This is a genomic window from Bradyrhizobium sp. SOJA106, from assembly GCF_059448745.1.
Genome location: NZ_CM182549.1, coordinates 5,735,472 through 5,761,137 on the forward strand (window position 1 = coordinate 5,735,472; position 25,666 = coordinate 5,761,137).

20 protein-coding genes are annotated in these 25,666 nt (G+C 65.6%); 10 read left to right on the top strand and 10 right to left on the bottom strand.

Going from position 1 to position 25,666, the window contains the following annotated elements; translation table 11 throughout:
• Window positions 1-4 precede the first annotated feature (4 nt).
• The 5 genes from AC5V87_RS27090 to AC5V87_RS27110 form a co-directional block, all read right to left on the bottom strand.
• Window positions 5-1,897: a flagellar protein gene (locus AC5V87_RS27090; protein ID WP_495368237.1), complete on the bottom strand. Its 1,893-nt coding sequence runs from the start codon at window positions 1,895-1,897 to the stop codon at window positions 5-7.
• Between the two features lie 21 nt (window positions 1,898-1,918).
• Window positions 1,919-3,802 carry a flagellar hook-associated protein FlgK gene (gene flgK / locus AC5V87_RS27095; RefSeq protein ID WP_495368238.1) on the bottom strand — a complete coding sequence of 628 codons (1,884 nt, stop codon included), beginning with the start codon at window positions 3,800-3,802 and terminating at the stop codon, window positions 1,919-1,921.
• Between the two features lie 35 nt (window positions 3,803-3,837).
• A complete protein-coding gene (locus AC5V87_RS27100; protein ID WP_456837326.1) occupies window positions 3,838-6,120 on the bottom strand; it encodes a flagellar hook-basal body complex protein in 2,283 nt (760 codons plus the stop codon).
• A gap of 265 nt (window positions 6,121-6,385) precedes the next feature.
• Window positions 6,386-6,898, bottom strand: a complete 513-nt coding sequence (msrB, locus tag AC5V87_RS27105) for a peptide-methionine (R)-S-oxide reductase MsrB (RefSeq protein ID WP_456837325.1) — start codon at window positions 6,896-6,898, stop codon at window positions 6,386-6,388.
• An 87-nt stretch (window positions 6,899-6,985) separates the two neighbouring features.
• Window positions 6,986-8,443: an NAD(P)/FAD-dependent oxidoreductase gene (locus AC5V87_RS27110; RefSeq protein WP_456837324.1), complete on the bottom strand. Its 1,458-nt coding sequence runs from the start codon at window positions 8,441-8,443 to the stop codon at window positions 6,986-6,988.
• Between the two features lie 195 nt (window positions 8,444-8,638).
• Between AC5V87_RS27110 and AC5V87_RS27115 the strand changes: the two genes are divergently transcribed.
• Genes AC5V87_RS27115 through AC5V87_RS27125 form a run of 3 tightly spaced genes read left to right on the top strand, consistent with a single transcriptional unit; the run spans window position 8,639 to window position 10,135 of the window.
• Entirely contained in the window at window positions 8,639-9,175 is a 537-nt protein-coding gene (locus AC5V87_RS27115; RefSeq protein ID WP_456837323.1) for a SixA phosphatase family protein, read from the top strand.
• A gap of 57 nt (window positions 9,176-9,232) precedes the next feature.
• A complete protein-coding gene (locus tag AC5V87_RS27120; RefSeq protein WP_456837322.1) occupies window positions 9,233-9,658 on the top strand; it encodes a universal stress protein in 426 nt (141 codons plus the stop codon).
• A 15-nt stretch (window positions 9,659-9,673) separates the two neighbouring features.
• Window positions 9,674-10,135 (top strand): hypothetical protein, encoded by a 462-nt coding sequence (locus AC5V87_RS27125; protein WP_495368239.1) that lies wholly within the window; start codon window positions 9,674-9,676, stop codon window positions 10,133-10,135.
• A gap of 777 nt (window positions 10,136-10,912) precedes the next feature.
• On the opposite strand, the gene AC5V87_RS27130 is transcribed toward AC5V87_RS27125, so the two are convergent.
• The gene (locus tag AC5V87_RS27130) at window positions 10,913-11,149 is read right to left on the bottom strand and encodes a DUF1127 domain-containing protein (RefSeq protein ID WP_456837320.1); all 237 of its coding nucleotides are present in this window, start codon (window positions 11,147-11,149) and stop codon (window positions 10,913-10,915) included.
• A 186-nt stretch (window positions 11,150-11,335) separates the two neighbouring features.
• On the opposite strand from AC5V87_RS27130, the gene AC5V87_RS27135 reads away from it, so the two are divergent.
• Window positions 11,336-12,679 (top strand): aminotransferase-like domain-containing protein, encoded by a 1,344-nt coding sequence (locus tag AC5V87_RS27135; RefSeq protein ID WP_456837319.1) that lies wholly within the window; start codon window positions 11,336-11,338, stop codon window positions 12,677-12,679.
• A 12-nt stretch (window positions 12,680-12,691) separates the two neighbouring features.
• On the opposite strand, the gene AC5V87_RS27140 is transcribed toward AC5V87_RS27135, so the two are convergent.
• Window positions 12,692-13,279 (bottom strand): hypothetical protein, encoded by a 588-nt coding sequence (locus AC5V87_RS27140; protein WP_456837318.1) that lies wholly within the window; start codon window positions 13,277-13,279, stop codon window positions 12,692-12,694.
• A gap of 64 nt (window positions 13,280-13,343) precedes the next feature.
• Here AC5V87_RS27140 and AC5V87_RS27145 point away from each other — a divergent pair, with 64 nt between their 5' ends.
• Window positions 13,344-13,778 carry a hypothetical protein gene (locus AC5V87_RS27145; protein ID WP_456837317.1) on the top strand — a complete coding sequence of 145 codons (435 nt, stop codon included), beginning with the start codon at window positions 13,344-13,346 and terminating at the stop codon, window positions 13,776-13,778.
• A gap of 4 nt (window positions 13,779-13,782) precedes the next feature.
• Here the strand turns inward: AC5V87_RS27145 and AC5V87_RS27150 are convergent, their stop codons facing one another.
• The 3 genes from AC5V87_RS27150 to AC5V87_RS27160 all read right to left on the bottom strand — a co-directional run bounded on the left by AC5V87_RS27150 (window position 13,783) and on the right by AC5V87_RS27160 (window position 18,380).
• Window positions 13,783-16,182, bottom strand: coding sequence for a bifunctional diguanylate cyclase/phosphodiesterase (locus tag AC5V87_RS27150; protein WP_495368240.1), 2,400 nt, complete (start codon window positions 16,180-16,182; stop codon window positions 13,783-13,785).
• A gap of 112 nt (window positions 16,183-16,294) precedes the next feature.
• On the bottom strand, window positions 16,295-17,704 hold the full coding sequence (locus AC5V87_RS27155) for an MFS transporter (protein WP_456837315.1): 1,410 nt from the start codon (window positions 17,702-17,704) through the stop codon (window positions 16,295-16,297).
• Window positions 17,705-17,873: 169 nt separating this feature from the next.
• Entirely contained in the window at window positions 17,874-18,380 is a 507-nt protein-coding gene (locus AC5V87_RS27160; RefSeq protein WP_495368241.1) for a YciE/YciF ferroxidase family protein, read from the bottom strand.
• Window positions 18,381-18,808: 428 nt separating this feature from the next.
• Between AC5V87_RS27160 and AC5V87_RS27165 the strand changes: the two genes are divergently transcribed.
• The 5 genes from AC5V87_RS27165 to kdgD all read left to right on the top strand — a co-directional run bounded on the left by AC5V87_RS27165 (window position 18,809) and on the right by kdgD (window position 25,665).
• Window positions 18,809-19,891 (top strand): lysylphosphatidylglycerol synthase transmembrane domain-containing protein, encoded by a 1,083-nt coding sequence (locus AC5V87_RS27165; protein WP_456837313.1) that lies wholly within the window; start codon window positions 18,809-18,811, stop codon window positions 19,889-19,891.
• Between the two features lie 97 nt (window positions 19,892-19,988).
• On the top strand, window positions 19,989-21,941 hold the full coding sequence (locus AC5V87_RS27170; protein WP_456837312.1) for an SGNH/GDSL hydrolase family protein: 1,953 nt from the start codon (window positions 19,989-19,991) through the stop codon (window positions 21,939-21,941).
• A gap of 267 nt (window positions 21,942-22,208) precedes the next feature.
• On the top strand, window positions 22,209-23,561 hold the full coding sequence (locus AC5V87_RS27175) for an MFS transporter (protein ID WP_456837311.1): 1,353 nt from the start codon (window positions 22,209-22,211) through the stop codon (window positions 23,559-23,561).
• Between the two features lie 124 nt (window positions 23,562-23,685).
• Entirely contained in the window at window positions 23,686-24,591 is a 906-nt protein-coding gene (locus AC5V87_RS27180; protein ID WP_456837310.1) for a LysR family transcriptional regulator, read from the top strand.
• 129 nt (window positions 24,592-24,720) lie between these two features.
• Window positions 24,721-25,665, top strand: a complete 945-nt coding sequence (gene kdgD, locus AC5V87_RS27185) for a 5-dehydro-4-deoxyglucarate dehydratase (RefSeq protein WP_456837309.1) — start codon at window positions 24,721-24,723, stop codon at window positions 25,663-25,665.
• Window position 25,666 lies beyond the last annotated feature (1 nt).

Genomic DNA, 25,666 nt, shown 5'->3' on the forward strand with positions numbered 1-25,666 from the left:
TTCCTTACAGGAACTTGACGAGCGAGAGCTGAGCGAGGTTCGAGGTCACCTGGTAGGATGCCTGCAGCGCATTCTGGAGCGCCAGGATCTCGCTCGCCACCTGATCCTGCGGGGCCGATTCGGCCTGGTCGATAATGGACTGCAGCTGCGCCTTGGCCTGGGTCTGGCGCGTGGTCGCGTCCTTCATCGTGTTCTGGGCCATCGCGATGTCGGTCTGGATGTCCTCGATGCGCTGCTGCCCCGGCTGCTGGGTCAACGCCTGGGTCGTGCGCAGGCTCAGCGCTGCGACCTGCCCGCCGGAATACTGCCCGCCCGGGGTCGTCGAAAACGTGCCGAACACGGCAATCGCCTGCAACTGCCGGCGGATCGCGTCCTCGTTCGCCTGCGCGCCATACTGCACCGTGACGGAATCGTCGACCCGCGCGACCGCAGTCGAGCGCGGCGAACCCGGCCCGTCATTGCCTTGGTACCATTTGATAGTGTTGGCCGAGCCGTTCACCAGAGTGGTGGCCGAGCTCGCCGGCGAGGAGCCGACGCGCAGCGGCGGCTGCGTGGCCGTGATCGGTGACGAGGGGAAGCCGAGCGAAGTCAGCGCTGCCGCATTTGGGCTCGAGATGTTCAACGTGGCGGCGTCGTCGGTGTTGATCGTGATCACGCCGCCATGAATCGTCGACGGCTTGGAGGTGCCCGTGATCTGGTCGATCTTGCTCATCAGCGTCTGGATGCTGTCGGTCACGTTGAGCTGGTTGCCGGTCGCCCCCGAATTGACGAAGGTCAGCGTGGTGCCGTTGACGGTGATGGTGTCGCCGGCGGAAAAGCCCGGCGTGATCGAGTCCGATCCACTTGCGCCGGACAGCGCCGTCGCGCCAGTGGCGATGTTCGAAGCGGGCGGGACCACCTGATTGGTGACCGCCGCCGTTCCGGTCACCGAGCTTGCCGTGTTGAAGAAGTTGTCACCCGCGGTGACAGCGGAGGCCGCCACAAGCGAGGTGTTGGCAAGCTTTTTGATCGCCGTGTTCAGCGCCGTGTTGAGATTCGCCGCGGTATTGTTCGGGTTGACCGGGACGCTCGCATCGATGGCGAAGCTGCCGAGCGGCGTCGGCGTCGCCGACGACGCAGTCAGGTCGATCTGCTCGGTCGTGCCGTCCGGCAGCGTGAACTGGACGCTCAGCTTGTCGCCGTTGTTCGGATTGACGCCGTTGAGATCGACCGAGAACGACACCGGCGAGCCGCTCGGGCCGGTGACGGTCGCCCCAGTCAGCGTCGAGGACACCGCCTTGATCTTGAGCCCGAACGGCGACCCGGCGGCGTCCTCCGCCACCTTCACCGAGCTCGGCGTCGGCTGCGTCTGCACCAGGCGCCCCATGCCGTTGGCGCCGAGATCGGCGGCCTGGCGCTCGGCCATGACGGTCTTGAAGCCCGCCTGCGTCGTGGTGCCGTTGATGATGTCCCCGGCGTTGGCGACCGGCTGGGTGTTGTACGCGGTCCCGGAAAACAGATAGCGGTTGCCCGACTGCGTGTTCAGCACGCCGACCATCGAGCCGAACTGGGCTGCGGCCGTGTTCTGCGCCACCGTCTGTCCGTTGACGTTGAGATCCTGCGCGGTGCTGGCCGAACCCGTCTGGGTGTTGGTGCGAATGGTCGTCAGCGACTGCAGCGCGGTATTGGCGAGGTTGATGTTGACGTTCACGTTGGTGATCGTGTCGGTATAGGCGGCGATGTTGGAGAGCTGCGAGCGCCCGGCGATCGCAAATCCCTCGTTGGTGCCCATGCCGGAATAGTTCTGCGACAGCTTGCCGGTCGAGAGCTGCGTCGACAGATCGGTGAGCTGCTGGTTGATGTTGCGGATCTGCGCGCCGAGGACCGACGAGGAGTAGTTGATGCTGCTGATCGACATCTTTCAGAGCCCTGTTACTTGCTACGCTTGAGCCTGGATCAACGTATTTATCATGCTCTGCACCACCGACATGACGTGGGCGTTGGCGGCATAGGCATTCTGAAGCTGGATCAGGTTCGACATTTCCGAGTCGAGGTTGACGCTGGAGGTCGAGTTGAACTTGGCCTGGAGCGTCGAGACCACGACGCTCTGGCCCTGCTGGAGCTGGGTCGCCTGCGTCGCGGCGTTGCTCTGGATGCTCAGGAATTGCTGCAGGTAGTTCGAGACGCTGCCGGTGAAAGGCTGGTTCGCGGAGCCGAGGCCGGTCGTCGGCGAATAGGAGAACACCGCATTGGTGAGCTGCGAGTAGAGATAGTCCGAGCGCGTGGTGTCGCCAGCGGGCGTCACCGGCGAGGTGTTGTAGACCGACAGCTTGGTCGGATCGGCCACCAGCTGCGTGTTCACGGCGATGCGCCCGGCAAGGCCGGTCATCTGCGAGCCCGATGCCGTGATCGCGCCGGTGTAGAGCGCCTGCCCGCCGTCGGTGAACAGCGCCAGTTGCGGATTTCCCGAGGCCAGCGCCGACATCGTCTTGGAGGTCGAGGCCGAATTGACCTTGGCAAGGCCGGTATTGTCATCGGTGACCCGCAGCGTCGTCGCGGTCGCCGGCGGCGGCGCGGCGGAGAACGACAGATGCGAGCCTGACAGCGCGGTGTTGAGCGCGGAGGCGATCGCACCCATGCCGCCAGAGAAATTGACGCCGACCCGCACCGGGTTGGCATTGGTGGCGTTCTGGAGCGGCAGCGCCGCCGGATCGATCACGTTGACGAGCGTGATCTGGCGCTGGGTGTTGGTCGCCGTGTCCGTGTAGGTGATGTTGACCGTGTTGCCGGCTTGCGCGCCGGCAAGGTCCAGGTCGAAGCCGGCCGGCGGACCGGAGACCGCACTGCCGGCGGTGGTCTTGTCGGACAGCGCGCTCGACATCGTGGCAGCGAGCTGGTCGATCTGGGTCTGCGCCTGCACCAGCGTCTGGTCGCGCAGCTTCAGATCGGCCGCGATCTGGCCGGAGGAAACCACGTTGTTGGCGACGACGTCGAGCTGCGAGCCGTTCGGCAGCTTGATGTTGAATGCGCCGACCCCGGACTTGGCGGGATCGGTGTTGTAGAGCGAGGTCGCCGACAGCGCACCGGCGGAAGCAAAGGAGAATTGCGAGGCGAGCCCGGCCCCGACGAGCTGGATGCCGGTGGTGGTGTAGATGTTGGCCTGGTTGGAGCCGTCGGTGGTGACGCGCACGTCGACATATTTCGACAGCGTGTTGATGGCTTGGTCGCGCTGATCCATCAGCGTCGCGGCGGAGGGATCGTTGGCCGAAAGGCCCTGGAGCTTGGTGTTGATGTCGGCGACCTTCTGCATCGCCGCGTTGGCCGCCTGCGCCGAATTGCCGAGATCCTGCTCGACATTGGAGCGCAGTGACTGAATGCCCTTGGTGGTGACGTTGAGCTGCTGCGCCAGCGCCTGGGCGGCGCTCAGCGCGACGGTCTGCGCCGAGGACGCGCCCGAGCTCGTCGACAGCGCCTGGAGCGAGGAGGTGAACTTGTTGAGCGCGCTTTCGAGCGTGCCGTCGTTGCCGGGCGTACCGTAGACATTCTGAAGCTGCTTCAGAATGTTCGCCATCTGGTCGGCATAGCCGCTGCCGCCGGTCTCGGTGCGCAGCTGGTTCAGCACATAGGTGTCGAGCTCCCGGCTGACGCCGGTCGTCATCGCCGTCGAACCGAAATCGCCGGTGGTGACCTCGATCTGGTTCGGGGTCTGGACGACGTAACCCGGCGTCTGCGAGTTGGCGACGTTCGAGGAGACGATCGAGAGCGCGGCCTGGTTGGCACGCAGACCGCTCATCGCACTGGCGAGGGCTGAACTCAAACCCATGTGTACTTACCGCCTTTGGTTACGTCACGCGCCGATCAGCGCAACACGTTCAGGAGGTCCTGCACCATCGAATTGGCCGTCGTGATCACCTTGGTGTTGGCCGAATAGGCCTGCTGGGTCACGATCAGCTTGGTGAACTCGTCGGCGATGTCGGTGTTCGAGCCTTCCAGCGACGAGCCGCTGATGGTGCCCGAAGCGCCGTCGATCGCAGGCCCCGACTGCTCGGTCGCCGCATAGGCGCCGCCGTCGAGAGCCTTGAGATAGTTGGTGCCGTTGAAGTGCGACAACGAGACCTGGGCAAGGTCGAGGTTCTGGCCGTTGGAGAAGGTGCCGACCACGAGGCCGTTGTTGTTGACGGCGACCGAGCGGAGCTGACCGGCGGCGTAGCCGTTCTGGGTGATGGTGTTGATGGTCACTGCGCCGCTGGTCGAGGCATATTGCGTCAGGCCGCCCGAGGAGATGTTGAAGGCGAGCGAGCCGAGCGACTGGCCGCCGACGCTGACATTGTTGATGGTGACGCCCGAGCCGCTCGGCGAGGTCAGCGAGCCGTCGGCGGCGAAGGTGAAGGCCTGCCCGGTATTGACCCAGCCGACCGTCGTGCCGGTCGCGTTCGGATCGGTCTGGTAGAACAGGTTCCAGGTGTCGGAATGGCCGGTGCCCAGCGAGGCGCTGTCGGTCTTGGCCCAGCGCAGCTGCAGGTTCACCGGCGTGCCCGCGGCGTTGTAGGCGGTGACCGCACCGCCGCTGATCGATTCCTTGGTGAAGGTCGCGATGTCGTTGCCGATCACGCCGCCGGTGCCGGCCGTGCCGCCACCGCCGCGGTTCTTGGAGATGGACGACGTGAAGCCGAGCGCCGCGAAGGCGCTGCTGTTGTTGCTGGTCACCGTCAAGGTGGGATTGGCGATGCCGGTATTCAGGGTGATCACGCCGTTGCTGATCGAAGAACCGCTCGCACCGCTGAGCGCGTCAATCTTCTGGAGCAGGGTCGCGATGTCGTCAGTAACGTTGATCAGGTTCGGGGTCGAACTGGTGGCGCCGGAGTTCACGAAGGTGATCGTATTGGGGCCTGCCGTGCCGTTGACCTGGATCGTGTTGCCGGCCACGAAGGGCGTCGAGAGGACTTCCGGCCCGCCAGGCGTCGCGCTACCGCCGAGCACTGTAGCGCCCGTAATCGCGGGGGTGGACAGCACGTTACCACCGCGCGTCACGCTGCTGACGCCGAGCAAGCTTGCCGCGGTGCCGCTGATCGTGACGTCGGCCGTGGTGCTGGTTGTGATCTGGATGTTACCGCTGGAGTTGATACTCACGTTCGCGGCGGGAACGCCGGCTCCAGACGCGATCGCGTTGAGGACATCCGACATCAGCGAGGTGGTGGGCGACTTCAGACCAATTGTGGTGACTACAGGAGGGCCTGCAGCCGTCGAAGTGCCCGAGACGGTGTTGTCGAAGTCGATTCTCTGGCCGTTGACCGTCAGCGACTTGCCGGCCAGATTGGTGAGAAGGCTGGTGTTGAGATGCGGGGACACGGCGGAATCGAGCGACGTGCTGCCAGTTGCCGCAGCCGAAGCGCTGTCCTGCAGCGCCACGGTGCCGGTCGCAGTCGTCGCCGTATAGGCTGAGCGCAGATTGCCGGTCGCCGCTGCGCCGGAGATGGTCGCATTCGTATACGGCGGCGGCGGCGTGCCGACGATCAGCGGGCTGGCGGCGAAATCAGACGGGTTCAGCCCGCCGGCTGCCAGCAGCGTACCGCTCGCGGCAGTCGAGCTCGCCGCCGTGTTCGGCACGCTCGGCAGGTTCGCGGCGTATTGGATCGAGGTGGTCGCCTGCGCCGGGATGAAGTTGTTCTGGAATTTCAGGACGGTGGCGACGTTGCCAGTGGGGTTGCCGGTCTTGGGGTCGACCGTGGTGCCCATCAGGTAATAGCCGGCGCCGTTGACCAGATTGCCGTTGGCATTGAGCTGGAAGTCGCCGCGGCGGGTGTAGTAGGTGACGCCGCTGAACACCGGAACGTTGTCGACGACGCCGGTTGCCTTCTGGATCGAGAAGAAGCCATCGCCGGTGATCGCCATGTTGGTGGCGACGGAGGAGGACGAGATCGTGCCCTGCGTGGTGATGGTCGCTTTCGCGTTGGCCGTCACGCCGCCCGCGACCTGCTTACTCGGAACCGAGGCGTCGGGAATGAGATCGACGAAGCTGGTGCCGATGCCTTTGTAACCGGTGGTGGATGAGTTCGCGATGTTGCCTGAAATGTTCTGCAGCGCGTAGGACTGCGCCTGCAGGCCACCCACCGAGGTGTTCATTGCATCGAAGATACCCATACCTTTGTCTCCAAATCCGATCCCGGCGGCCGGTCGACCATGGCCGCAGTCGGAAGAGACAGTCGCAAGGGCTATGCCAATGCGGGTATTTTCATGAAATCAACGACTTAACGAAAAAGCCCCGATCCGATGACCGGGGCACAATTGCCGGGACCGGCAACAATTGCCGGGAGATGGGGTCATTCCGGAGCCGGTCCGCAGGACCGAATCCGGAACCTCGAGATTTCGATGCTGGCGCATCGGTCCGGAATGACTGCGCCGAGAGCTACGTCGCCGACGCCGCGGCCGGGTGGAAAACCAGCCCGAAACCGTCGATGCAGTAGCGTAGTCCCGTCGGCTTCGGACCGTCGTCGAAGACGTGACCGAGATGGCCGCCGCAACGCCGGCAGTGCACCTCGGTGCGCACCATGCCGTAGGTGCGGTCCTCGGTCTTGCCGACATTGCCTTCGATCGGCTGGTAGAAGCTCGGCCAACCCGTGCCGCTCTCGAATTTGGTGTCGGACGCGAATAGCGGCAGGTCACATCCGGCACAGGCGAAAATGCCCTTGCGGTGCTCCTTCAGCAGTGGGCTGGAGCCGGGCCGCTCGGTGCCGTGATTGCGCAGGATTTCATATTGCTGCGGCGTCAACTGCGCGCGCCATTCGGCCTCCGTCTTCTCGATCTCGAACTTTTCGGCGGCCTTCTCGCCTGCCTCGGCCGGAGATCCTCTCAGCCAGCGGAAGGCGGAAAGGCCGAACAGGCCGGCGGCAGTCGTTAGCAGGATGCGGCGGTCAAACATCTCATTCTCCGTGCGCGGGAGTCCACGCCCTGAGATACGGGCTCTCCCGACCGACGTTACACGTCCGAGCGGAATTTTTCGCGTGGCTTATTGCGAGACGCTGGTGTCCTCCGGAACCGGTTCCACGGCTTCCGGCGCAGGTTTCGGTGCCGGGGCCGGCCGAGGCCGCACGCCCGGCGACAGACGGCGTGGACCGGTGCCGGCGGCGCGGTTGGCTTCGGCCAGCCGTGCCTCGCGTTCCCGGTCCTTGACGCTGGCACGCTCGCGATAGCGCGCGAGCGACCCCGCGACGGCGGAACTCGCCCTGCCCCAGAGCCCGACCAGTTGGCCGGCGACACGACCGGTCACGCCGCCCGCCCAGACCAGCTCGAACGGCGAGAACAGCTTCCAGCGTTCATCGCCCCACAGGATGCTGCGCGCGATCAGCTGCCCGGCCATGGCCGAGGTGTTCATGCCCTGGCGGCCGAACCCGCTCGCCACCCACAGTCCCTTGCGCAACTGGCCGATCTGCGGCATGCCGTGCACGGTCTGGCCGGTGGCGCCGCCGAACATCTCGGTGATCTCGACATCGCCCAGCGCGGGGAAGATGCTGCGGATGCGCCGCCTGACGCTGCCTGCAAAGCGCTGCGGGCGCGCGGCCCAGGTGGTCTCCGGGCTCTCCCACATCAGCCGGTCGCCGTCGATGATGCGGAAATGGTCGACGCCGTCGGAATCCATCACCGCCCCCTTGAACGCGATGATCTCGTGCACGCGCTCGCCGAGCGGCGCAGTAATGCCGGCATAGCGCCAGACCGGCAGCAGCGTCTCCGACAGCCGCCGCAAGGGCGCGCCGAGATGGATGTTGCCGGCGAGCACAATGTGGGTCGCGCGCAGCCGCGCCGAAGGCGTGACGATGCGCTTGCGGAGGCCGGAATGATCGATGCTGACCACCGGCGTCTCCTCGAAGATGCGTGCCCCTGCCCGCCGCGCCAATGCCGCAAGGCCGTGCACATATTTGCGTCCATCGACCTGGAACGCCCTCGGATAGTACACGCCGTGGAAGTAACGATCGGTCTTGAGCGTCTCGCGGACGCGATCGACCAGCCAGCCCTCGACCTCGGTCTCGAAATCCTCGCTCAGCATCTGCAGCCGGCTGATCAGCCGGTCGCCGGCATCGACGTTGGAGACCTCCAGCACGCCTTCGCTGAGGCCCATGCCCGCGATATTCGCCTCGCTGGCGTTGGCGCGGACGAACTCGGCGCCCTCCTTCGACAGTGTCCACAGTTCGCGCGCGTCCTCGAAGCCGATCCGCTCGATCAAGTCGGTGAGCGGCAGGGCGAAGCCCGGCGTCACGGTGCCGAGCTGGTTGCCGGAGGCGTTCCAGCCGACATGGCGGCCCTCGAGCACCGCGACGCTGGCTCCGAGCCGGGCCGCCTCCAGCGCGATCGACAGTCCGGCCAGCCCGGCCCCGATCACGCAGATGTCGGCGTCGAGATCGAACGACAGCCGCACGCGGTCGCGAAAGCCGGCTTCCTGCTGGGACACGCTTGTGAAAGTCTCGCTCATGCAGTTTTCTTAGAGCATGATCCGGAAAAGTGTGCAGCGGTTTTCCGAAAAGATCACGTTCAAAACAACAACTTAAATCGCGATGACGATTTGTTCTATTCCTCGTCGCGCTTTAAAGACCGATCGGGCGCCTGTCACCTTGTCCTTAACGGGCGCCTGTAGATTATTCTGGACGTGGAACGATTCGGGAATGCCATGCGCCGTTTGATGCTGCTGCGTCACGCCAAAACCGAGACTGACGCGCCGAGCGGCCGTGACCAGGACCGCCGGCTCGACGACCGCGGCCACAAGGACGCCGCCCAGATAGGCGACTGGATCGCCGCGCATCCCCCCTTCCCCGAGAGCGTGCTGGTGTCGCATGCCGTCCGTGCCAGGCAGACCTGGGACATCGCCTGGGAGGCGATGAAGGACCGCGTCGCGGCGCCTGAGGTCGAGGTCCTGCCGGAACTCTACGGCGCCGATCCCGCGCAGATCCTGGAATCCATTCGCACTGCAACCGCCCCCGCCGACCCCAGGCGTTTGCTGCTGGTCGGACACAATCCCGGCATGCATGAGATCGCCCTGATGCTGACGGGCGGCGGCGATCCCGCCGGCGCCAAGGCGCTCGCGGACAATCTGCCCACCGCGGGACTTGCGATATTCGACTTTGACGTCAAGGATTGGAGCGACGTGGCGTACCGCCGCGGCAAACTGGTGCTGTTCGTCAGCCCCAAGCTGCTTCGATCGGGTTAGAGACGCGCGGGCGCCGTCTCGACCGGTCGATCCGGCTTGGTTCAAATGGAGGCGCAGATGTTCAAGTCCATCCTCGTGCCCATCGACCTCGCCGACACCGACCTTGCGAAGCCGGCGATCGCGACCGCCGCAACGCTGTCGCAGACCTGGAACGGCACGGTGCGCCTGCTCAACGTCCTGCCGATGACGCCGGTGATGTTGGCCGAATACGTGCCGGCGGATTTCGACGAGCAGCAGCGCCAGACTTCGGAGGAAGCCCTCGCCATCGTCGCGCGCGAGTCCGGCATCGAGCCGGAGCGCATCTCCAGCGTGGTACGCCAGGGCGGCATCTATCACGAGATCCTAGAGGAAGCCGTGCACATGAAGGCCGATCTGATCGTGATGACCTCGCACCGGCCGGCGATGCGCACTTATTTCCTCGGCTCCAATGCCGGGCACGTCGTGCGTTACGCGAAGTGCTCGGTTCTGGTGGTCAGGCACTGAACGCGGAGCAATGCCGTGAAGAACTGGTGGCGCAAGTGGAGCTATGAAATCCCGCTCGCGATCGGCGATGCGCTGTGGGAAATCCTGGTCGTGCAATTTGCGGCACTGCTGGACCGGCGGACCTGGCGAAAGGTGGCGGCCCTCGTCCCGGTAGCCATCCTTCTGCTGGCCTATTACCACAGCGTGCCGCTGCCTCCCGCCCTGATGCTGGTCGGGGACCTCGTCGCCTATATTGACGTCTTCTCGGTGGTGCTGATGCTCAGCGTCCTGAGCCGGGCCACCACGATCGCGTTTCTCGTGAAGCGGGCCGCTGTCCGCGCGGAGGCACTGCTTGCCCGCCTTCGCACCGGCATGCGGCGGATCGACGCCAGGCAGCGGCGCGGCGCGGGTTCGGCGCCGGCGCTTCGCCGCAAGCCCGACCAGTGCGAAGACGATCGAGCATTCGGCGGAACGTGGGACCAGGCCGCCTTCGCCTGATCCCTCTGCACCGGGCTACAAGACCTTGCGCTGCCCGCGGGCAAAACACCCAAGCGTTCGGTCAAGCCACCATCTCCAAAATATTCCGCTTCACCGAAATTCGGAAATCGCGCATATGTCGCCGCAAACCCGGCCCAAGGAAGAGGGGCGGATCGCGATCGTCACGAACGCGGGCCGGGCGGCGGTGGACGCGGGCCACATCGGCGCGACAAGTTTCGCAGGGCGGGCAGCCGTGAGCGAGAGCGTCGCGCCAACGACAGGTGTGGTTCGCGTACGGCCAAATCGTGTGGTCCTGGCGCCCGGGGTCTGTGCGCCAAGTCTTGCGGTGATGTGTGCAGTCCAACCGGACACGCGCATCAGCCATCCGCACGGCGACGGGGGCAATCGTACATCGCTCCCGGGGGAGAGCACGACGTATGCCGTTCCAACCACTGCGCAGGGAAGGCCGGTTGCTCGGCTCCACCTGTATGCCGCTGTGCAGCTTCTTGTTGCCACCTTTCGCGCAGTGGACCGGCACCCGGTCTTGCCTCGGTCTTGCCTGCGCCCTCTTCTCAATTGAGGGTGGAGTGACGAGGCAAAGCTCGGGCGAAATGCGCCGCGGGGATGCGAAGGTGTGTCTGCAGTTCAGCAACAGTCCCCGTGCCCCGGACGCAGCGCAGCGCTTTTTCAGCGGTGCGTTGCAGAGCCGGGGCCTATGCAGCAGCGCGTACGTGGCCTTTTGGGTCCGGCTCTGCGCAGCAGCGTAAGAACGCTGCAGCGCGTCCGGGACACGCGGCCTCACAGATACCGCGACAGCTCGGCCTTGAACTGCCCGTAGACGGCGTCCTCGATCTGGCTGCGGTTGATCCCGATGTCGCGCAGGGCGCGGTCGTCGAGCTCGTTCAGCGTCTTGACGGCGGAGCGGCGCTCCAAGCGGTCGAACAGCGCATAGGCGGCGTTGACGAGCGTGCCCAAAAATCCGCTCGACGAGGATGGGCGTAAACTCCGCCCGGCAGTTTGCGAGATCGTGGTCATTCTTCTTCTCCGGCCTGTTGTCCCGCGCGGCGAAGCAGGTGCCGTTGGCGCAGACGCGGTCAGCGCCTGCACCTCATTTGCCATCGGATTGCTCTCGCTTTCCTCGGCTCAATCGCGGAACTTGATGGAACTTAAATGCTCCAGTACATTCCTCGGAGCAAGTAAAACATTGCTCTCGGTGCAATAATGTCCAAGTTCGAATACGTGAAGCTTGCCGATGCCATTGCGGCCGATATCACTAACGGCACGTTAAGGCCCGGCGACCGGCTGCCGCCGCAGCGCAATTTTGCTTATGACCGTGGCATCGCCGTCTCGACCGCGAGCCGGGTTTACACGGAGCTGCTCCGCCGCGGCCTCGTGGTCGGCGAGGTCGGCCGCGGCACCTTCATCTCCGGCGACGTCAGGCGCGAGGTCGAGACCATAAGCGAGCCGCGCGATGCGCGGATCGACTTCGAGGTCAATTATCCCCTGTTGCCGCAGCAATGGGCGATGATCGCCAAGAGCCTTGCAGGGCTGGAGCGCGTCGATGCGCTCGAATCCGCGCTGCGCGTCTCGACCAGCACCGGCACCAAGAGCGCACGCAATGCCGCCGCGGCCTATCTCGCGCGCAAGGATTTTGCGCCGCAGGCCGAGCAGATCGTGTTCACCGCCAACGGCAAGCAATCGCTCGCGGCAGCGCTCGCCGCGCTCGTGCCCACCGGCGGCCGCTGCGGCGTCGAGGCGCTGACCTATCCTTACGTCAAGAGCATCGCCGCGCGGCTCGGCATCACGCTGGTCCCGATCCCGATGGACGAGCATGGCGCGCGGCCCGACGCGATCCAGAAGGCGCATCGCGAGGCGCATCTGTCGGCGCTATACCTCCAGCCCATCATCCAGAACCCGCTCGGCGTCACCATGAACGCGACGCGGCGCGCCGACATCATGCGCGTCACCGAGAAGCTCGATCTCACCATCATCGAGGACACCGTCTACGGCTTCCTCGCCGACGACACGCCGCTGGCGGCGCTCGGGCCGGACCGCTGCATCGTCATCGACAGCCTGTCCAAGAAGGTCGCGCCGGGCCTCGCGCTCGGTATCCTCGTCGCGCCGCCGCACTTGCGCGAGAGCGTGATGAGCGCGGTGCGCACCGGCGGCTGGACCGCCTCCGGTCATGCGCTGGCGGCCGGGCAGCGGCTGATGGCCGACGGCACGGTCGCCGAGCTGACGCGGCTGAAGCGCATCGACGCCACGCGCCGCCAACAGACCGCGGCAAGGCTGCTCGCCGGCTACCAGCACGCCGCCGACCCGCGCTCCTATCATCTCTGGCTGACGCTGCCGCCGCACTGGCGCTCGCAGACGTTCGTCGCCGCCGCAGCCCGGCGCGGCATCGCGCTGACGCCGTCCTCCACCTTTGCGATCGCGCATGGCCATGCGCCGAATGCGGTACGACTCGCCCTCGCCCCACCCAGCTTCGAGCAGCTCGATTCGGGCCTGCGCACGATCGTGTCGCTGCTCGGCACCAAGGAAGAGGATTTTGATTCGACGGAGTAGCGCGTTGGGGGACTAAGGTAGCAGTGCCTTCGGCACGTGATCAAAACTGTAGCTCTGCGGCTGGTTGCGGCGCACGAAGCCGCCGACCTGCCAGGCGAACAGCGCGGCAAAGCCGAGGATGAACAGCACCCCTGCGAACTCGCCGATCATGAGCGCGCGGATCAGGAGCCCCGCCATCGCGACCGTCAGCACCGCCAGAAACGCCAGCACCGCGGCATAGGTCTTGCGACCGAGTCCTGCAGTCAATTCGGCGCGGCTGCCCGCCTTCGCCATCCGCGCATGCAATTCGAGGATGAAGTCGCGAAAGCCATTGTCCTGCGGCGCCATCAGCGCGGCGGTCTGCCAGCTCGTCGAGAGGATTGCGATGCGGCCACCGCCGCGGTGGCTGACATCGGCGCGGAAGCGGTGCTGCTGCATCGAGACCGGCCGGAACGACAGGCGGATTGCACTGATCTCGTCATAGCGCCACAGGCCCGAGCGGCCGGCGATGTGCCAGGACAGGCCCTCCTGCGTCAGCTCGAAGCGATGCGCCGAGCCGATTAGCGACGCCTTGTAGGCGTAGCTCGTGGCCGCAGCCGCCTCAGCTCCCGAAACCTGCATCCCTCACTCAATCCCGTCTGCGATATGCTTGCGCGACCGCCCTCGCCCATCCTACAAGCGAGCCATGGCTGAGACGACCTTCTTTCCGCGCCGCCTGATTCTCGGCGCCGCCGTGATCTCCGGCGTGCTGCTCGCGCTCGCCGTGCACATGCTGGGCGCGCGTTACGGGCTCGACCTCGGCGGTCTTTGGCGTTCCGACACCCACGAGTTCATGCCTGCGGGCGCGGCGATCGCGTGGTGGCTGATCGCAACCGTCGGCTTCTCCGGCGGCTATTTCACGGCGAGCCTGATGCAGAGCGCCGTCGATGGCCAGATCCCGCAGCGGATGCGGCAGTTCCTGATCGCGGTCGGCGTGCTCCTGCTCGCAGGCGCAGGCCAGGCCGCCTCGGCACCGAGCCCGATCCCGACCGTCTCGGTCGTGCTCGCCGGGCTCGCCGCTCTGTGCCTCGGTGCCGTGATGGCGTTCTGCGGCGCGCATTTCTCGTTGCGCCGCAGTTGATCGTTCAGGCGGTCGCCCGCAAACGCGGACGCTCCAGCATCAACGCTACGTCCGAGGCAGGCCGCGGCTTGCTGAACAGATAACCCTGCGCCTGGGTGCAGCCTTCGCGCCGCAGGAGCTCGAGCTGGGCATCGTTCTCGACGCCCTCCGCGGTGGTGACGATGCCGAGGCTGCGGCCGAGGCCGGTCACGGCGCGGATGATCGCCATGGAATCCTGGCGCGTCGCCAGCTCCGACACGAATGAGCGGTCGATCTTGATCTTGTCGAACGGGAAGCTGCGTAAGTAGCTCAGCGACGAATAGCCCGTGCCGAAATCGTCGAGCGAGATCCGCACGCCCATGGCGCGCAGCTCGTGCAGCGTGGTCAGCGTCGCCTCGCTGTTCTGGAGCAGCACGGATTCGGTGATCTCGAGCTCGAGACGGCGCGCGCTCAGTCCCGAGGCGGCGAGCGCCGCAGTCACCGACGCGATCAGGTTCGGGTTCTTGAACTGTACCGGCGACAGGTTGACGGCGACGTCGATATCGGCGGGCCAGGCGGCCGCATCGGCGCAGGCGCCGCGCAGCACGAACTCGCCGAGCTGGACGATGAGGCCGGTCTCCTCGGCCAGCGGAATGAAGTTGACGGGCGAGATCAGTCCGCGCTGCGGATGGTTCCAGCGCAGCAGCGCCTCGAAGACGACGACGCGATCGCTGGCGACGTCGCGGATCGGCTGATAGTGCACCTCGAATTCATCGCGTTGCAGCGCCGCGCGCAGATCCATTTCCAATAGCCGCCGCGCCTGCGCACGCGCGTCCATGCCGGTCTCGAAGAAGCGATAGGTGCCGCGGCCATCGGCCTTGGCGCGGTACAGAGCGAGATCGGCGTTCTTCAAGAGCTCGTCCGGATTGTCGCTGTCCTGCGGCGACAGCGAGATGCCGATCGAGACGCCGATCACGATCTGGTGGTCGTCGATCTCGTAAGGCGCCGAGATCACCTCGACGAGGCGGCCAGCGAGCGATCTGGCCGCGGTTTCGTCGGAGCGTCCGATCTGGACCACTGCGAACTCGTCGCCACCGAGCCGCGCCACGGTGTCGTTTTCGCCGACGGTGGCCTTCAGCCTGCGGCCGACCTCCTTGAGCAGCGCGTCGCCGATGGGATGGCCGAGCGAGTCGTTGATGTCCTTGAAATGATCGAGATCGAGACAGAGCACCGCGAGCTGGTCGCCAGATTTGGTGCGCCGCAGTCCCTGCTCGAGCTGCTCGTGGAACAGCACGCGGTTGGGCAAACTGGTCAGCGCGTCATGGCGTGCCATGTGCGAGATCTTGGCCTGCGCCTCCAGCCATTCGGTGATGTCCTCGAAGGTCGCGACCCAGCCGCCGCCCTGCATCGGCTGGTTGACGACGCGGATGGAGCGGCCGAGCCGGTTGACGATCTGGCTGGTCGTGCGGCCCTCGCGCGCATCGGCGACGAGGCGCGCGAAGAACTCCTCCGCATCGCCCTGCCACTGGCCTTTGGCCTGCTCCTCCCGCAGCACGTCGACGAGGAGCCGGCCGGCGAGCGGAATGCCGGTGCGGCCGAGCATGGCGGCGTAGCGTTCGTTGAAGAGCTGGATTTTGCCGTCCGCATCGAACATGCACAAGCCCTGCGACATGTTCTCGAGCGCCGTATCCAGCACAACCTGCTGGCGTCCGAGTTCGCCCTTGGCACGACGGTCGAGCACGGCGGCCGCGAGCGCGATCGCGATGATGGCAGCCGCCGCGCTGGCGGTCAGGATCGACAAAGACGCCGGCGGGATCGAAAGACCGCTGACCGTGAGCGTCGGATCGGGCGTCAGCTCCAGCGCGCCCATGGCGGTGAAATGATGTGAGACGATGGCGACCGTCAGCAGGACCGTCGCGCCTAGGGCACCGGACACGCCGTCGCGCCGTCCCGCGACAAACAGGGCGAGCGAGCCGAAGAGGATGCCGAGCAGGATCGAGACGGTCACGGCGCCGGTTGCCCAGCCGACATGGGCTGGGATCTCGAACGCCATCATGCCGGTATAATGCATGGCCGCAACGCCACCGCCGACGACAGCTCCGCCGAGCGCAACCAGGGATCCTCGCGTTGTCGACACCGAGATGCTGAGACCGATGAAGGTGACTGCGATCGCAAAGATCAGCGACAGCACCGTCACGGGAATGTTGTAGGCGCCGCCGGCGCCGGGGCCGTAGGCCTGCATCGCGATGAAATGGGTCGCCCAGATGCCGCAGCCGGCAACGGCAGCATCGAGCGCGATCCACGCCACGCGAGCGCTCCCACGCGCCGCGCGCGCCCGGTGAAACAAGCTGATCGCCGCAGCGCTCGCGAGCAGACACACCGCGCCGCCGAGCGCAACAAGTCGCAAATCATGCTCGTCGGTAAGACAGTAAAGAACTTGATACATTGCCAGCCTCTATCGCGCTGCACTTGAAACGACAGAGGTGGACGATCGGTAACTGGCTATGTGCCTGTTTCGGGATTGGTGAACGGAAGATGTGTGGGTTCGCTCACATTGTTCATCCCCGCGCGGGCGCACCGACACCGATCAGCGCGGCGGCCAGCAGCAGGACGGCCGCGGAGATGACCAGCGCAAGGTGCAGCCCCGTCATGAATGCCCCTTCGGAGGCCACCAGCGAGCCGAACAGGGCGACGCCGAGCACGCTGCCGGTCTGCCGCGTCGCGTTCAGCACGCCCGCCGCTATTCCGGAGCGCGCCTTCTCGACGCTGCCCAGCAAGGTCGAGGTCAGCGGCGGCACCAGCAGGCCGAGCCCGCCGCTGATCGCGATCATCTGCGCAAAGATCGCGGAGTAGCTCGTCCCGGCTTCGATCCAGATCAGACCGAGGCAGCCGAACGCCGAGATGCAGGCGCCGACGACGATGGTGGGGCACGGGCCGATCCGTTCGGCAAGACGCGGCGCCAGCAGGTTGACCGGCAGCACCGCCCCCATCATCGGCACGAAGGCCAGACCCGTCCACCACGCCGACAGCCCGTTGATCCTCTGAAAGTACAGGCTGAGCACGAAGATCAGGCCATAGATCGCGACATTGACGAGCAGGCCGACGATCGTGGTCAGGGTAAACAGGCGGTGACCAAACAGCGACAGCGGCAGCATCGGCTGCGCTGCGCGGGCCTCGCGCCAGATGAAGAGCACGGCGAGAACGGCGGCTCCGACGAAAGCCGCGATCACCGCTGGATGGTTCCAGCCGAGCGCACCGCCTTCGATGATCGCCCCGGCAAGCGCCCCGAGTGCCCCGATCGCGGCAAACTGGCCGGGCAGATCGATCTCGCGCGAGGGCGCCCGCGTGGTCTCGGTCGCGTAGCGCCAGCTCAGATACAGGCCGGCGAGGCCGATCGGCAGGTTGACCAGGAAGATCGCGCGCCAGCCGACCAGTGTGATCAGCGCGCCGCCGACGAACGGGCCGGCGGTGAGCGCGAGACTTGCGCCGGCGGCCCAGACCGCGACGGCGCGGCCACGCGCGCGGTCATCCGCATAGGCATGGTTGAGCAGCGCGAGAGAATTCGGCACCAGGATCGCCGCCGCCAACCCCTGGACCAGCCGCGCGGCGATCAGGACGATGGCGTTGGGCGACAGCGCGCAGGCGAGCGAGGCCGCGGTGAAGATCGCGAACCCCGCCATGAAGATGCGCTTGGCGCCGATGCGGTCGCCAAGCGCGCCGGCTGTCAAAATGAAGGCGGCGAACGCAATGGTGTAGGCGCTGACCACCCATTGCAGCTCGGCAACGCCGCCCCCGAGCGTCCTGCCCATCGCATCGAGCGCGGTGTTGACGATGGTGACGTCGAGCTGCACCACACCATAGCCGAGGCTCATCGCCGCCAGCGTGAGCGAGGTCGCAAGATGCGCGCCGGCACGCGGCGCGCCGGCTCCGTCGTTGAAGGTTTCGTATTTGATGGTGTTAGCTCGCATGCTGCCACCTCGGTTTGCAGCCCCATGCGAAGCATACGCGTCCACCGCGTCATCATGATTCGATCATGATCGAAACATGACCTGGACTGAAATAGCGGGATGGGCAGGCGCCGCAACACGAAGGAGACGCCGCGCGGCTGCACGGCGTCTCCAGACCAAGACTAGATCGCTAGCTCGCTGCGCGCAGATTGACCTTGCTCTCGGCGAGCGTCGTCAGTTTCTTGTCGGTCGCCTTCTCCTCCTCCAGCGTCTTGGCGAGAACGCTGGCGCAGTCGTTGCGGCCAAGCTGCTTGGCCCAGGCGATCAGGCTGCCGTAGCGGACGATCTCGTAATGCTCCGCGGCCTGCGCCGCATTGATCAGCGCGGCGTCCAGCACCGCCTTGTCGGCCACTTCGCCGGCAGTCTCGTCGGCTTCCTCGATGATGCCGTCGATCGCCGGGCAGTCGATCGCCTTGACGGTGATGCCGTGCATCTTGAACACTTCCTCGAGCCGCGTGACGTGCTGCTTGGTCTCCTGGAGGTGCGTCAAAAAGCCCTGCTTCAACTGCGGATCGGTAGCCTTATCTGCCATTTTCGGCAGCGCCTTGGTGAGCTGCTGCTCGGCGTAATAGATGTCCTGGAGCTGGTGCACGAACAGGTCGTTCATGGTCTTGATGTCTTTTGTGAACAGTCCCATCGTTCCGATCCTCTCAAGGTTTTGGGAACACAGCGGCATCGGCTTGCACGAAAAAGCCGCTTATTCCGCTATGTTCGATTGCTGATGGGCCGCTAACGGGCACCCAGCATCGACGTTCCAAAAAAAGCCCGCATTGCTTGCGGTGGAACAAGGAAACGGGCGCCAAGATTTGAAACCGTGGCAAAATCCGGACGCGCGATCCAAGCCGCGCATCCGACTCATCATGCTTAACGCGCGCCGGATGTGAACCGTGTATGACAAAGGTCGCAGGTCCAAAGCAGAACCTACCTTTGTCAAGGGCTGCACAAGTCGCCGTTTTTGCCTTAAATGAGCTACATCATGCTTAGCGATCGACGCCCACAGGCCGTGATCGCGGCCGACCGGCCAATGCCTGGCCCTGTCGATCTTGCCCCCTGCCGGGAGGATGAATGCACGGACTGCTGACCGCGCTGAAACGCGGCTTCAAACGATGGATCGGCTGGCGACGGCTCGGAATTGCCGCGAGCGTCTTCATCATCGCCTTCGCGGTCACCACGCTTGTGCGTACCCTCAAAGGCATCGATACCAGCGTCATCCTGACCGCGCTGACCGAGATTCCCCGGGAAAATATCGGGCTCGCGGCGATCTGCGTCGTCTTCGCGTTCTGTACGCTGACCTTCTACGACTTTTTTGCGTTGCGAACGATCGGCAAGAAGCACGTGCCCTATCGCATCGCAGCACTCTCCAGCTTCACGTCCTATTCGATCGGCCACAACATCGGCGCCACCATGTTTACCGGCGGCGCGATCCGCTTCCGAATCTATTCGGATTACGGGCTGAATGCGATCGACGTTGCGAAAATCTGTTTCCTGTCGGGCCTGACCTTCTGGCTCGGTAACATCTTCGTGCTCTCGATCGGCATGGCGATCCATCCCGACGCCGCCTCGTACATGGATCAGCTGCCGTCCTCCATCAACCGCCTGATCGCGTTCGGCGGCCTCGCCTCGATCGGCGCCTATCTAGTCTGGCTCTGCATGGGCGAGAAGCGCCGCGAACTCGGACAGAAGGGCTGGAAGGTGGTGCTGCCGTCGGCGCCGCTGACCTTGGTGCAGATCCTGATCGGCGTGATCGATCTCGGCTTCTGCGCGCTGGCGATGTACCTCCTGGTGCCAGCCAATCCGCCGATCGACTTCCTCTCGCTTGCCGTCGTGTTCATCCTGGCGACGCTGCTGGGCTTTGCCAGCCATGCCCCCGGCTCGATCGGCGTGTTCGACGCCGCCATGCTGGTGGCGCTGCCCGAATTCGGTCGCGAACAGCTTCTGGCGACGCTGCTGGTGTTCCGCATTCTCTATTTCGTGATCCCGTTCGGCCTCGCCATCTCCATCATGGGCACCCGCGAGCTCTGGATGAACGTGGTGGAGCCCTGGCAGGAGCGGCGGCGGCTGGCGGAAGCCTGCGCGCAGGCCAATCTGCCGAAGCAAGTGACGCCGATGGAGCGCGAGCGTCTGGTGCGGCAAGCCAGCAAGCGCTGAGCCGCGCCCGCCCCCCAAAACCGGCAGACAAAGGTTGCGGGCGGGGGAGCTATGCTCTCTTATTTCCGCCTCAACTTTGCCGTTGAAGACGCGGGCCATGATCCAACCTTCCCTTCGCACCCTCTCTGCCTGCGCGCTGCTGCTTGCCGGGATTTTGACCGTTTTGCCGTCCGGGCGCGCTGCCGCGCAGGGGGCCGGCGCGATGCAAATCAATTGGGAGGTGCGCAACCGCTTCCGCCTGTTCCGCGAGGAGCGCGACTTCCTGCTCCATGTCGAGAACGCGCGTAACCGCAGCATCCTCGCCGCCGAACAATCGCTGGAGCTCCAGAGCGAGGGCCGCGGCTGGGCCCGCAACATGGTGAACCGGCTCTGCATCGACTTGCAGGGCCGGGTCAACCAGCCCTGCACCCGCGACAATGTCAAAGAGAACTACATCACCCCGATCGACCACCCCGTCACCGTGCGCCTGACCGGCGCGGTGCCGGTCGGTGCCACCTGCGCCTGGAGCTTCGACGACGGCGACGGGCCGCAACAATCGACCTTCGATTGCGCCGAGCCGGTCAATTTGCGCGTCCGCTACGGCAAACAGACGGTCGCCACCGTCGACGTCTCCTCCGGCTCCGATCCGACCCAGCGCGTCCAGACCGAGATCGCGGTCCGCGATATCTTCGTCGCCGGGCTCGGGGACAGCATCGCCTCGGGCGAAGGCAATCCGGACCGGCCGCTGGCGCTGTCGGACGAAGGCTTCTGCTTCCGCTCCTATCTCGGCACCGCCGGTGCGCAGTACTACCGGCCGAGCCGCGCCGGCTACAAAGGCGGGCGCGCCTGCGAGGCACCGGATGCGCTCGCCAACTGGCAGCACTACAGCGCGCTGTGGTTCAACGCGCCGTGCCACCGCTCGCTCTACAGCTACCAGGCCCGCACCGCGCTCGCGCTCGCGGTGCGCTACACTCACATTGCGGTGACCTTCCTGCCGCTCGCCTGCACCGGCGCCAGCATCGGCGACGGGCTCTTGGGCTCGCAGCGCGCCCGCGAATGCCCGCCAGGCAAGACCGGCGTCTGCAACACCAGCGTGAACGCGCAGGTCGCCGAATTGCGCGAAGCGCTCACCGCGGCCAAGAAGCGCCAGCCCGATCGCACGCTCGATCTCGTGCTGCTGTCGGTCGGCGCCAACGACGTCTATTTCTCCGGCCTCGTCGCCGACGTCATCGTCGACACCGCGACCGAGCGCGCGCTGTTCCGCCGCTCCGGCGTAATGGCGAGCGTCGATGATTCCCGCGACGCGCTGGCGCGCGAGCTGCCGCAGAACTTCGTTCGCCTGCGTGAGGCCTTGAAGCCGCTCGTCGGCGGCGACCTCTCGCACGTGGTCTATGTCTCCTACGCCAATCCGGCACTTGCCGATGGCGGTGTGCCCTGCCGCGGCGGTCGCGCCGGTTTCGACATCCACCCGTCCTTCAATGCCGACCCGCAGCGCCTCGCGCGCGTCTCGACCTTCGTCGACACCGAGTTCCTGCCGCAGCTGAAAGGGCTCGCCACCTGCACCCGCGGCGCGCTGTGCCGCGATCCCGAATCCGACCGCATGACCTTCGTCGATGCGCATCAGGCCGCGTTCGCCGATCACGGCTTTTGCGCGCATTCGGGCAACGATCCCGAATTCGACCGCAGCTGCTTTGCCGAGAACGGCCAGAGCTTCAACCCTGACATCGTGAGCGCAGCAAGCCAGCCGATGCTATGCGGCCGCGGCGCCTCGGAATACCGCGCCTACCTGCCCCGCGCGCGCTGGATCCGCGACGCCAACGACAGCTATTTCGCCGCGATGACCTATCCGCAAGGGTTGCCGGCGGCGAGCCAGCCGACTGACATCCACGACGCCACCTGGGGCGTCCTCTCCGCGGTCTATGGCGGCGCCGTGCATCCGAGCGCGGAAGGCCATGCAGCGATGGCGGATGCGGCACTGCCGGCGGCAAGCGCGGTGCTTGGCCTCGATGCGGTGCCGCCCAGCGTGACGAGCGGTTTCCTGCCGCTGCTGCTGCCAAGCGCACGGCAATAGCCCGCGCTGCCTCCACACCTGCGCCGTCATCGCCCGCCTTGTGCGCAATCGCGCACTGGAGCGGGCGATCCCGTACCTCCGTGACCGCAGTGATTGGATCCTTGGCGTAGCCGGGTCGCGGGGAATGACAGCGGTGGGTGTGGCACCCGCCGTTCCATCAATCCAAAAAGGGCATCGATCGATACCCCCTTCAAGTTGGACACTTTGGCGCGCGCGCCTCTAGGAGTCGCCTTGAGGAAACGTTTCGAGTTGTAAAGGAGGCGCCTGATGAGCGCAGTGGTGTCCGCAGCGGACGTGAGGAGGTCTCGCGTCAGGCTGTTCATCGTGACCATGTTGTTCCTGGTCACCACCATCAACTACGCCGACCGCGCCACGTTGTCGATCGCCGGCCCCGCGCTTTCCAAGGAGCTGCATCTCGATCCCGTCGCCATGGGCTGGATCTTCTCGGCCTTCGGCTGGTCCTATGTCATTGCCCAAGTGCCGGGCGGCTGGCTGCTCGACCGTTACGGCTCACGCCTCGTCTATGCCTTCAGCATCATCGTCTGGTCGCTGTTCACGCTGATGCAGGGCTGGGTTGGTTTCCTCAGTGCCGGCGCCGCCATCGCCGTGCTGTTCGCGCTGCGCCTGCTGGTCGGCGTCGCGGAGGCGCCATCCTTTCCCGCCAACGCCCGCATCGTCGCGGCGTGGTTTCCCGGCAACGAGCGCGGCACCGCGTCGGCGTTCTTCAACTCGGGACAATATTTCGCCACCGTGATCTTCGCGCCGCTGATGGGCTGGATCGCCCACGACTACGGCTGGCGCTACGTGTTCTTCGTGATGGGCGCGCTCGGCGTCGTCATGGGCCTCGTCTGGCTCAAGACCATCTACGGCCCGAAAGAACATCCCTCGATCAACGAGGCAGAGTTCGAGTACATCAGGGAAGGCGGCGCGCTGGTCGACCTCGATGCGCCCAAGGACGATCTGCTGCGCGGGCGTGCGCCCGAGGCCGGCTCCGGCTGGGACCATATCCGCCAGCTGCTCTCCAACCGCATGATGCTCGGCGTCTATCTCGGCCAGTATTGCATCAACACGCTGACCTATTTCTTCCTGACCTGGTTTCCGGTCTACCTCGTCAAGGAGCGCGGCCTGTCGATCCTGCAAGCCGGCTTCGTCGCGACGCTGCCCGCGTTGTGCGGCTTCATCGGCGGCGTGCTCGGCGGCATCATCTCGGATGCGATCCTGCGCAGGACCGGCTCGCTGACCATGGCGCGCAAGATCCCGATCGTCGGTGGCATGCTGCTGTCGATGTCGATCATCGCCTGCAACTATGTCGACGGACAGGCGCTGGTGGTCGGCTTCATGGCGCTCGCCTTCTTCGGCAAGGGCATCGGCGCGCTCGGCTGGGCGGTGGTCTCCGACACCTCGCCGAAGGAAGCCGGCGGCGTCTCCGGCGGCCTGTTCAACACCTTCGGCAATCTCTCCTCAATCACCACCCCGATCGTGATCGGCTACATCCTGGCCGCGACCGGCTCGTTCAACGGCGCGCTGGTGTTCGTCGGCCTCAACGCGCTGGTGGCCGCCTTCGCGTATCTGGTGATCGTCGGCAAGATCGAGCGGGTGGTGCTCAAACGTTCCTCCTGAGGGCTCCCATGGGAGCTTGACCAGGCAACTCAACGGCGGCCCTCAAAAGCCGCCGTCTTTGTTTTGGGGGTGATCGATGCTAGAAGTGCCGGAGAAACGCCTTATCCATCTAAGGCATGTATCGATGTTCGACCTTAACCAGCTCCGCTGTTTCGTCACGGTGGCGGAGGAATTGCATTTCGGCCGCGCCGCGGCGCGGCTGAACATGACCCAGCCGCCACTGTCCCGGCAGATCCAGGTGCTCGAGCACATCATCGATGCGCCGCTGCTCGAGCGTACCAGCCGCTCGGTGCGGCTGACTCCGGCGGGCCGCAGCTTCCTGCCGGAAGCGCGCCGCATCCTCAAGCTTGCCGAAAGCGCATCCCAGGTCGCCCGCCGCATCGCGCTTGGCAAGACCGGCTCGCTCAAGATTGGCTTCACCGCGGCCGCCGCTTACGGATTCCTGCCCGAGCTGGTCGCGGCCTGCCGCGCAAAACTGCCCGAAGTGGACTTCTCGCTGAAGGAGATGGTGTCGGGCGATCAATTCGAGGCGCTGACCTCGGGCCAGATCGACGCCGGCCTGCTCCGGCCGCCGATCGCGCGGCCCGAGCTCGCCAGCCGCCGCGTCGTCGCCGAGCCGCTGCTGGCTGCCATCCCGAAGAAGCATCCGCTGGCGAACGCCGACGGCATCACCATCAAGGACTTCGACGACCAGCCCTTCGTGATGTACTCGCCCTATGAGAGCCGCTACTTCCACGATCTCCTGGTGGCGCTGTTCACTCGCGCGGACGTGCTGCCGCGCTACGTCCAGCATCTCAGCCAGATTCACTCGATCCTTGCCATGGTGCGGGCCGGCCTCGGCCTTGCGATCGTGCCGGCGGCGGCCGCGAGCCTGAAGATCTCCGACGTGCGGCTGCGGCCGCTCAAGTTGCGCACCCGTGTCCCTGTCGAGCTGTTCATGGTCTGGCGCCGCGACGACGAGAATCCGCTGCTCTCGGCCCTGGTCAAAATCGCCGGCGAATTGTCCTCCGCGGAGGTGATGGAAGATTGATGCTCAATCCGCATCGGTCGATATAGGCTTTGGCTTGGACGCGCATCGAACGGTCTCCTAAACCACGGCGCATGGACGCGCGGCCTTCTGCTTGCGTCCTCCACAACACGATGCAAGGGAGCAGCGCCCATGAGCAAGATGACCCCGCAGGAGATGGCCCGGAAGATCGGATCGGGCCTCCTGTCCTTCCCCGTCACGCCGTTTAAGGCGGACTACTCCTTCGACGAGGCGACCTACCGTGCCAACATGGACTGGCTGTGCGGCTATGACGTTGCAGGCCTGTTTGCCGCCGGCGGCACCGGCGAATTCTTCTCGCTGACCCCGACCGAGGTTCCGCAAGTCGTCAAGGTCGCCGTCGACGAGACCAAGGGCCGCGTGCCCGTGCTCGCCGGAACCGGCTATGGCACTGCGATCGCCCGCGAGATCGCGATTGGCGCCGAGAAGGCTGGCGCCGACGGCCTGTTGCTGCTGCCGCCCTACCTCACCCATTCCGAGCAGGAAGGCCTTGCCGCCCATGTCGAGGCCGTCTGCGCCTCCGTGAAGATCGGCGTCATCGTCTACAACCGCGACAATGCCATCCTTCAGCCCGACACGCTCGCGCGTCTTGCCGAGCGCTGCCCGAACCTCGTCGGCTACAAGGACGGCATCGGCGATATCGAGCTGATGACGCGCGTCTACACCAAGCTTGGCGATCGCCTGACCTATGTCGGCGGCCTGCCGACCGCCGAGACCTTCGCCCTGCCCTATCTCGACATGGGCGTGACGACCTATTCCTCGGCCGTGTTCAACTTCGTGCCGGAGTTCGCCACCAATTTCTACGCCGCCGTGCGCAAGCGCGATCATGCGGCGATCCACGCCGGGCTCAAGGATTTCATCCTGCCGCTGATCGCGATCCGCAACCGCAAGAAGGGCTATGCGGTCTCGATCATCAAGGCCGGCATGAAGGTGATCGGCCGCGATTCCGGCCCGGTCCGCCCGCCGCTGACCGACCTCACCGAGCAGGAGATCGCGGAGCTGGCCGCGCTGGTGAAGAAGCTGCCCGCCGCACGATCGTCACAACAGGCTGCAGAATAAC

What these genes read in the sequence shown, in the direction of transcription:
- AC5V87_RS27090 (WP_495368237.1), bottom strand. Translation starts at nt 1,897, where the DNA reads ATGTCGATCAGCAGCATCAACTACTCCTCGTCGGTCCTCGGCGCGCAG.
- flgK (WP_495368238.1), bottom strand. Translation starts at nt 3,802, where the DNA reads ATGGGTTTGAGTTCAGCCCTCGCCAGTGCGATGAGCGGTCTGCGTGCC.
- AC5V87_RS27100 (WP_456837326.1), bottom strand. Translation starts at nt 6,120, where the DNA reads ATGGGTATCTTCGATGCAATGAACACCTCGGTGGGTGGCCTGCAGGCG.
- msrB (WP_456837325.1), bottom strand. Translation starts at nt 6,898, where the DNA reads ATGTTTGACCGCCGCATCCTGCTAACGACTGCCGCCGGCCTGTTCGGC.
- AC5V87_RS27110 (WP_456837324.1), bottom strand. Translation starts at nt 8,443, where the DNA reads ATGAGCGAGACTTTCACAAGCGTGTCCCAGCAGGAAGCCGGCTTTCGC.
- AC5V87_RS27115 (WP_456837323.1), top strand. Translation starts at nt 8,639, where the DNA reads ATGCGCCGTTTGATGCTGCTGCGTCACGCCAAAACCGAGACTGACGCG.
- AC5V87_RS27120 (WP_456837322.1), top strand. Translation starts at nt 9,233, where the DNA reads ATGTTCAAGTCCATCCTCGTGCCCATCGACCTCGCCGACACCGACCTT.
- AC5V87_RS27130 (WP_456837320.1), bottom strand. Translation starts at nt 11,149, where the DNA reads ATGACCACGATCTCGCAAACTGCCGGGCGGAGTTTACGCCCATCCTCG.
- AC5V87_RS27135 (WP_456837319.1), top strand. Translation starts at nt 11,336, where the DNA reads ATGTCCAAGTTCGAATACGTGAAGCTTGCCGATGCCATTGCGGCCGAT.
- AC5V87_RS27140 (WP_456837318.1), bottom strand. Translation starts at nt 13,279, where the DNA reads ATGCAGGTTTCGGGAGCTGAGGCGGCTGCGGCCACGAGCTACGCCTAC.
- AC5V87_RS27145 (WP_456837317.1), top strand. Translation starts at nt 13,344, where the DNA reads ATGGCTGAGACGACCTTCTTTCCGCGCCGCCTGATTCTCGGCGCCGCC.
- AC5V87_RS27150 (WP_495368240.1), bottom strand. Translation starts at nt 16,182, where the DNA reads ATGTATCAAGTTCTTTACTGTCTTACCGACGAGCATGATTTGCGACTT.
- AC5V87_RS27155 (WP_456837315.1), bottom strand. Translation starts at nt 17,704, where the DNA reads ATGCGAGCTAACACCATCAAATACGAAACCTTCAACGACGGAGCCGGC.
- AC5V87_RS27160 (WP_495368241.1), bottom strand. Translation starts at nt 18,380, where the DNA reads ATGGGACTGTTCACAAAAGACATCAAGACCATGAACGACCTGTTCGTG.
- AC5V87_RS27165 (WP_456837313.1), top strand. Translation starts at nt 18,809, where the DNA reads ATGCACGGACTGCTGACCGCGCTGAAACGCGGCTTCAAACGATGGATC.
- AC5V87_RS27170 (WP_456837312.1), top strand. Translation starts at nt 19,989, where the DNA reads ATGATCCAACCTTCCCTTCGCACCCTCTCTGCCTGCGCGCTGCTGCTT.
- AC5V87_RS27175 (WP_456837311.1), top strand. Translation starts at nt 22,209, where the DNA reads ATGAGCGCAGTGGTGTCCGCAGCGGACGTGAGGAGGTCTCGCGTCAGG.
- AC5V87_RS27180 (WP_456837310.1), top strand. Translation starts at nt 23,686, where the DNA reads ATGTTCGACCTTAACCAGCTCCGCTGTTTCGTCACGGTGGCGGAGGAA.
- kdgD (WP_456837309.1), top strand. Translation starts at nt 24,721, where the DNA reads ATGAGCAAGATGACCCCGCAGGAGATGGCCCGGAAGATCGGATCGGGC.